The organism is Brevibacillus porteri (assembly GCF_003013475.1).
Classification (GTDB): Bacteria; Bacillota; Bacilli; order Brevibacillales; family Brevibacillaceae; genus Brevibacillus; species Brevibacillus porteri.
The window spans coordinates 93,736-100,983 of sequence record NZ_PXZO01000055.1 but is presented as its reverse complement, the minus strand read 5'-3'; the positions used below and the strand labels follow the sequence as shown (position 1 = coordinate 100,983).

The 7,248-nt window shown below is 48.7% G+C and carries 6 protein-coding genes; all 6 read right to left on the bottom strand.

The window, feature by feature from the left end; translation table 11 throughout:
* Positions 1-64: 64 nt before the first annotated feature.
* Complete coding sequence (gene ltaE / locus C7R92_RS25990) at positions 65-1,120, bottom strand: low-specificity L-threonine aldolase (protein ID WP_106836146.1); 1,056 nt, start codon at positions 1,118-1,120, stop codon at positions 65-67.
* Positions 1,117-2,373 (bottom strand): ATP-grasp domain-containing protein, encoded by a 1,257-nt coding sequence (locus C7R92_RS25985; RefSeq protein ID WP_106836145.1) that lies wholly within the window; start codon positions 2,371-2,373, stop codon positions 1,117-1,119. Before C7R92_RS25985 ends, ltaE begins: the two co-directional genes overlap by 4 nt.
* Positions 2,348-3,400, bottom strand: a complete 1,053-nt coding sequence (locus C7R92_RS25980; RefSeq protein WP_069851620.1) for a PLP-dependent cysteine synthase family protein — start codon at positions 3,398-3,400, stop codon at positions 2,348-2,350. Before C7R92_RS25980 ends, C7R92_RS25985 begins: the two co-directional genes overlap by 26 nt.
* Complete coding sequence (locus tag C7R92_RS25975; RefSeq protein WP_106836144.1) at positions 3,390-4,916, bottom strand: argininosuccinate lyase; 1,527 nt, start codon at positions 4,914-4,916, stop codon at positions 3,390-3,392. Before C7R92_RS25975 ends, C7R92_RS25980 begins: the two co-directional genes overlap by 11 nt.
* A 52-nt stretch (positions 4,917-4,968) precedes the next feature.
* Positions 4,969-6,240 (bottom strand): MFS transporter, encoded by a 1,272-nt coding sequence (locus C7R92_RS25970; protein ID WP_106836143.1) that lies wholly within the window; start codon positions 6,238-6,240, stop codon positions 4,969-4,971.
* Positions 6,241-6,330: 90 nt separating this feature from the next.
* On the bottom strand, positions 6,331-7,230 hold the full coding sequence (locus C7R92_RS25965) for a GHMP family kinase ATP-binding protein (RefSeq protein ID WP_106836142.1): 900 nt from the start codon (positions 7,228-7,230) through the stop codon (positions 6,331-6,333).
* Positions 7,231-7,248: the final 18 nt, after the last annotated feature.

Below are 7,248 nucleotides of genomic sequence, written 5' to 3'. Positions count from 1 at the left end.
CGCCCATGCTGGGCGCACTAATAAATCCCCCTTCTTACTGAAGGGGGGAGCGTACATGTCTGCTCTACACAGTTTGGAACTGCAACAGTTCACGTACAATGCTTAGCGCCTTGTCGATATCCGCCGTCTCAATACCGGAATGCGTCACCGCTCGAATTCGGCCGTGACCGAGCTCAGCTACGCGCAGCCCATGTGCTTGCGCTGCTTCTATGAAGGTCTGCCACGTATGGATTGGGTGTTCTATCCGGAAGAACACAATATTGGTCTCTACATCTTCCACATGAGTCACGATTCCTGGAATCTCCGCAAGACCACGCACTAAGCGAAGGGCGTTTGCGTGATCGACTGCCAATCGATCCGTCATCTGCTGCAAGGCAACCAGACCTGGCGCTGCAATAATCCCAGCCTGGCGCATACCGCCACCCAGCATTTTGCGAAGACGATACACTTTCTGAATAAAATCTTTTGACCCGACGACAAGGGAACCAATCGGTGCTGACAACCCTTTCGACAAACATATTTGCACGGAATCCGCATAACGCGCAATCTCAGCCGCATCCACGTCAAGAGCAACTGCCGCATTGAACAAACGCGCACCGTCCATATGAACAGGCACAGCCTTTTCGTTTGCAAATGCGCGAACCTCTGCCAAATAAGACAGCGGTAGGACACGTCCCCCCATTCGGTTATGCGGGTTTTCCAAGCAGATCAGGGAGGGCAATGCGAATTGTGGATCTTCTGGCTCCACCGGAAAGACCCGCTCCATATCTGAGATGTCCAGCCTTCCATCTGGCTGCGTCGGAATCGGTTCGTACATAATACCGCCGCACACAGCCGCGCCACCCGCTTCATAGATGTAAATGTCGGTCTCATTGCCTACAATTACTTTGGAACCGCGAGGACAATGCGCCATTAAGGATGCCAGATTGGCCATCGTTCCACTCGGCATGAGAATGGCTGCCTCCTTGCCCAGCTTTTGGGCCGCTTCTTGCTCCAATTGGCGAACCGTAGGATCTTCCCCATACACATCGTCACCGAGTACCGCCTCTTGAATGGCATCCATCATCTGACTTGTCGGCAAAGTGAATGTATCGCTTCTCAATTCTATCAACGGTTTCATACCCCACTCTCCAATTGCTGAACTACTTGTACCTTTAGGTTGTCATTTACCTGTTGGATCAGCTCAGCGGTCTCGCTGTAATGCTTCCCTTCCACGATGACATAGCCGAGACGATGCGAGAAATTTTGCGGCGGTTGGACGTTTTGACCAATTTTTGCATGAATCGCTACTTCAGCAATCCCCGGCAGGTTGCGAACGGTATCCATTCCATGTATCCTGCTAAAGGCTCCCTGACTCTCAGACACGAGAAAATGAATGCCTGCATATCGTTGCACTTCGACTGTTTGAGACAATTCAGGCGCAAGACCAGCCGCACACCGAATCTGTTGCAAAAGCAGATCAATCCCTGTTGAACGGCGAACCAGCTCTGGAATCATTCCACCGGCAAGCCTTGCGTTGACCTCGATGACAACACAGCCTGCTGATGTCCACTTCACTTCTGTATGGGCAGCACCGAACTGGTAGTTCACCGCCGCTAACGCCCTTTCCACTGTTCTCTCGATCTCCTGCTTATCTTCTGCCGACAGCGGTGCAGGGAAAATGTGCCCTGCTTCCACGAAAAATGGATATCCCGTTAACCGTTTCTGGGTAATCCCGATGACAAAGCATTGCCCTTGCCACGAGAACGTCTCCACGCTAAATTCAGGGCCCTCGACATACTGCTCCAGAAGAACTGTTCGTGCTGTTTCCTGGCCGCGCGCATTGTACGTGATCGCAAGAATTTCCGCTGCCATATGCTCCACTTCATCCCAGCTAAAGCACAGCCGTACGTTATTTGATCCGCTATCATCAGCGGGCTTCACCACGCAGGGCAGGGAAATGGAAGAGCGCGCTTCCATCAATGCCTCCATAGAGCCTATTGCCAAAAATTCAGGCTGAGGCACTTGATACCCCTGAAGCTTCTCGCGAAACATCGCTTTATTTCGGCAGGTCTCAATCGCCTCCAGAGAATTGCCTGTCCAACCGAATTTCCGGGCCAGCTTGGCTACCGATTCGAGGTAATAATCGCTGGTCGACATGATTCCGACTATCTCTCTGCCTTCCTTACTCACTTGTGCTACACTGTCAGTCAGCTCTGCTTGGGAATTCGTATCTGTCACGACTACGTGACATTCCAACTCATTCAAACCGTGGTAACGTTCAGGCTTCTCTGTGAAAAATACGGGCGTAAACCCCAATTCGCGCGCCTTTTTAATAGCGAGCATACCTGTCCCCGTCGTATTGGCTTCAACGAACAGAAAGTGTTTGTTCATTCGGATACATCCCCATTAATTTAGAATAGGACCAGCTAGTCACGACTGTCTTTGGTTCCACACATTGCGGCGTGTCTGGCAGGTTCGTTTGCATCAGACCTTTGCTCTCACGGTAGGAGTCGCTATAGATCGTATCGACATAACGATCCCCTCGATCCGGCAATATAGCCACGATATTGCACTCACTCCCAACCTGGCTCGCTAACCAGTTGGCTACGGCATACACGGAACCCGAGCTGTTGCCAGCAAAAATATGCTCATTACGGGCCAGCTGCAGCGTAGCCGCAAATGCCTCCGCATCGTTCAACCAATGCACTTCATCGATCATGGAAAAATCTACATTCTTGGCGACCAAACTGTTTCCCAAGCCACCCTGTAGACGCGTAGGCTGATCGGGCTGTCCGAATATCACACTCCCCGCTGCATCAACCGCTACGACGCGCAGCTCCTTATAATGACGCTTCAGCTCTCTGGCGGTCCCAGACAAGGAGCCTCCGCTGCCGACTGCACCAACAAGCACATCAATTCGTTCGAGGTCTTGCATCAACTCAGACGCCAGCGCAACGTACGAACGCGGATTCTCCGGATTTTCGTATTGTCGAGGCCAGAACGCTCCTGGATACTCCCTCATTAATTCTTGGAGTCGTTCCAGTCTGGCGCTTTGCCACCCTTGTTTTCCCATCTGCGAAACTACGTGAACATGGCAGCCAAGCGAGGTCAACTTGGCATAGGTAATCGGGTCAATTCTCGGATCAGTCACGATGTGTACGTCATGCCCCAATTGGCGCCCAACCAAGGCCAAGCCACACGCCAACGTTCCTGACGAGCTTTCGATAATCGGCATGCCTGCCTGAAGCTCTCCTGACTGTATCGCTGCCAAGACCGATTGCTTGGCTACGCGATCCTTCATACCAAACGGGTTCATTAACTCGAGCTTTGCATATACAGAACCGACTGCTCCTTCATCAAGCCTCAGCTTGACTAGAGGGGTATCCCCGATAGTATCTGCCAGCTGTTCATACCGCATCTACGCTCACATCCTTCCCTTGCTTGCCAGAAAGAAACCTCTTGATGAACCTCTCCCGCCTTTCTTCGATCGCCTGCAATTGCCCTTGTCGATCCTGCCACTCCCGTTGCAGCTTCTCTGCATGCTCCCTCTGTGCACTCAGCATCTGCTGTACTTCCTCCGGGTTCGTGGAGCCCGTTGATTTCTTCGCGTACAAGCCCCCCTGCACATCGAAGGAAGCAGCGAGGAGCGAAGCCGTATCCGGTACTTGAAAGCCTGCTTCCGCGCAAGCGTCATCGAGTAGCCGTGGATCTCCCGGCTCCGGCGATACACCGTGTTCTAGCGCGCTAACGATGTATCCGCCTGCGATTACCTGTGCTGTGCGATACGGAATCTCATGCTCCAACGTCAGCAAATTCGCAAGAGTAAATCCTCCATAAAAGTCCCGTTTACATATATGGAGCAAACGATCCTCATTGAATTGCAAATGATCGATCACCGCTTTTAACAGGCGCAACAATGTTTTGGTTTGTTGAAACAACGTCAGAAGATGAGTGCCTGCCTCTTTGGACGTCTCTACCAAATTCGTGAAAGCTGTATTGCGCTGACCTAGCACCATATCCATATAAAATCCGGTTAGATGCGCACTCTTCCCCCGGATACGCTCCAGGATCGGGAAGTTTCTTTTCTGTGGCATGGCAGAAGATATACCTGATAGCTCATCCGGCAATTGGAGGAAGTTCATTTCGCTGCTGCCCCATTGAATCAAATCCGTTGTAAACCGGGAGACCAATACCGAGAAGGTGGACAGCTCTCCTGCCATCCTCAAAACCCATTCCCGAGACGCGACCGCCGACAACGCACTCATTCGAGGCTGTCTGAACCCAAGCAGCTTGGACAACTGTTGACGGTTCCACGGCAGTTCAACCCCAGCCATGGCCCCTGCCCCAAGCGGGCACTGGTTCATGTCGTCATAGATTTGTATCCATCGATTCATGGCTTGCAAAAATTCACCGTTAATAGAGGAAAGATAGAATCCAGGGGTAATCAATTGTGCGGATTGGTAATGCGTATATCCTGGCATGGGAACCGAACGATATTGAACAGCCAATGTATGCATCGATTGAATAAGCTGTCCCAATTCCCCCATCGTCTCCAGCCATTGCACACGACCAAACATCACCTGGGCGCACGCTTGAACATCATTGCGGCTGCGATCCATATGCCAACACGGTACTGGTCTCGGGAGTAAACCTTCAATATAACGCTCGAGGGCAAAAGAAATATCAGACATGTTTCGTCCAGGGTCAGGAGCTATTGTTTCTGGTGTAGCACCCTGAAGTGCCTTTGCGATAAGCAAAGCGTCTTGTCGTGTAATCAAGCCCATTCTGACATATTCCAAAAGCATGGCGAATTCAATCTGAATATACCCAGGCAACAAGTGATCGACTTCATATTTGAACTGCGGTTCCAATACTTCATCATGCAAGAGGCGGCTTGGTGTCGAAGCAATTCTGCCCGTTAATTTTACACTCATGCAAAAAATACACCTCGCTTCCGACTGAGTAACGATCCAACCAGGAGTTGCACTAAAGAGAGATTCCCCCTGATTTCTGTTCCGCATAATCGTAGTGATGTTCTTTTTTCATTCTCAAGTGTGGGTTCATCAGCATAAGAACCACAATGAGAAGTCCCGCTCCACCAATGATTCCAAAGATCGTAAAGATGGAAACAAGACCAGTAGTCAGACCTACCAGAAAGACGGAGACTGGCATGGCGCACATAACCATTACACTGATCAAGCTCGATGCTCTTCCCAAGACTTCCTTAGGCACCATCAAGGTGATTAACGTACTAATTTTGATATTGACGAATGCCGAGCCTATCCCATTCACGAATACACATATGACTTGCCATACAAGTGGAATACCAAACGCAAACATTCCGATTCCGATACTGAACAGACTAATGCCGCAGCAAATGTAAATAATCGCATCATATCGATTCAAATAATTAATACATAGCGACCCAAGCATAATCCCGATAAAAAAACTAATCTCGAGCATGGCTAATTCGGTAACATTGGTAACGACCAGTGGCAGCAAGATCGCTTCTGGAGCCGTCAAAAAATTGAGGATGGTGAAATAAATCATGCAGTTTCGCAAAAAATCATGCTTCGTAATCGCATGGATTCCATCCTTCAAATCCGTCATGATCATTCTTGCTGTAAACTCACTGACAGAAGAAATGACAAGCTCCCTCTCGCTTATCCATAAAAGAATCAGTGCACCTAACAAATAGGTGACGACATTCAAAATAAAAGCATATTCCATTCCAAACGCGATCAACCCCGCTGCCAATGCCGGAGCCGCCAAACTGACAATCGTTTGAATCATCTGCGATAAACTTTGGGCTTGCGTCATATGTTGTTCGGGAACCAGCGTCCGTATCGCTACCGTGAGTGCTGGCCTGAAGAAAGCACTAACCGTAGTCAGCAAAACGGCAATGATGATCAGTACAGCAGGATGCAGCATGTTAAACAAGAACAACAGGACGATGCATAAAATGAGCGCAGCTCTCAATATATGCGAAACGACCATGATCCTCTTTTTATTTCCTCGATCAACAAAAACTCCCGCGAACAATCCGAATATGATCAATGGGATGGTCTCCGCTGCCAATAAAATCGCCATTAACAAAGGACTTTCCGTCAAAACCTTCATTAGCCAAATAAGCGCTAATCGATATACTCCATCTCCCATGTTCGATACAAATTGAGAAAAGATTAAATAGCGATAACTTTTCAAGCCAAGCAACGCCCGAAAAGATACCTTTTCATTAACGCTTACTGGCTGTTCCATCTCGATAATCCACTCCCAATACGAACGAAATCAATTTTTGGGGAAGATGACTTCCGAGCATGCCAGAAGCCATCTCTTGGATCTGATCCTCTAGGTGTGGTACACATGCACTTCTTTATTCAGTTCACTTAACCATCTATACCCCAGTTCCAGCTTTTGATAGAAATCAGTTTCTTCTTTCAACAATAAAATACCGAGGCTGGTCCCACTATGTGCCACAACAGTACCTAACCCGCCAATTTTCTCGTTGATCTCCATGACTTCCGGCAATAATTTTTTGGGCAGAATCTTTTGATTCAAGATCGCACTTCGGGAAGAGACGGCACCTATCATGTGGACATCTCTTTCTCTGATTGCTTTCGTGATTTTTTGTAACAACACGCTGTACTCCATCTTGTCTTCTTGGGTATAGGGCTTTGTTCGCTTATTGAACTCAACGGTATCGATGGTTCCTCCCTCATCAATACTTAAAATGCATAATGCCGGCAGTTCCCCGATGTATTCTCGCAATCTGACTTCTTTATGGTAGTAAGAAACCGCCCCCTCATACATAACGCCATCCGTCGGCTCAATACTCGACAAAAACCACTCTAGTAAGGAAGGCTCAATGCTTATATCGAAACAATCTCCAACCGCTCTGGAGGCAGCCACCAAATCTGCTGATGAGCTTGCCAAGCCTTTTCCAACCGGGAGTTCAGAGTTGATCTCTAAAATTCCACCTGCCGGCAATCCATAGTGCTGAATGATTTTTTCCGCCAACCTTTTTGATTTTTGCTTGGAGCGTGGCACGATGATGATCTCCTGTAAGGTTGGAATCGAATAAAAAGTAGCGTAGGATGCATTTTTGATAGGCAAAGTCACCAGAAAATCCAGATTATTTTCCTCTAGAATCCCCTGCAGTAGTTCCCCAAAAGTACCGATAGATACACCGATTCCTACGTCATTCGTATTAGGAAAACGACTAATGGAACTAGTCTTTATCATGCTCATAGTGGCCCCCCCGTTTAC

What these genes read in the sequence shown, in the direction of transcription:
- C7R92_RS25985 (WP_106836145.1), bottom strand. Translation starts at nt 2,373, where the DNA reads ATGAACAAACACTTTCTGTTCGTTGAAGCCAATACGACGGGGACAGGT.
- C7R92_RS25980 (WP_069851620.1), bottom strand. Translation starts at nt 3,400, where the DNA reads ATGCGGTATGAACAGCTGGCAGATACTATCGGGGATACCCCTCTAGTC.
- C7R92_RS25965 (WP_106836142.1), bottom strand. Translation starts at nt 7,230, where the DNA reads ATGAGCATGATAAAGACTAGTTCCATTAGTCGTTTTCCTAATACGAAT.
- ltaE (WP_106836146.1), bottom strand. Translation starts at nt 1,120, where the DNA reads ATGAAACCGTTGATAGAATTGAGAAGCGATACATTCACTTTGCCGACA.
- C7R92_RS25970 (WP_106836143.1), bottom strand. Translation starts at nt 6,240, where the DNA reads ATGGAACAGCCAGTAAGCGTTAATGAAAAGGTATCTTTTCGGGCGTTG.
- C7R92_RS25975 (WP_106836144.1), bottom strand. Translation starts at nt 4,916, where the DNA reads ATGAGTGTAAAATTAACGGGCAGAATTGCTTCGACACCAAGCCGCCTC.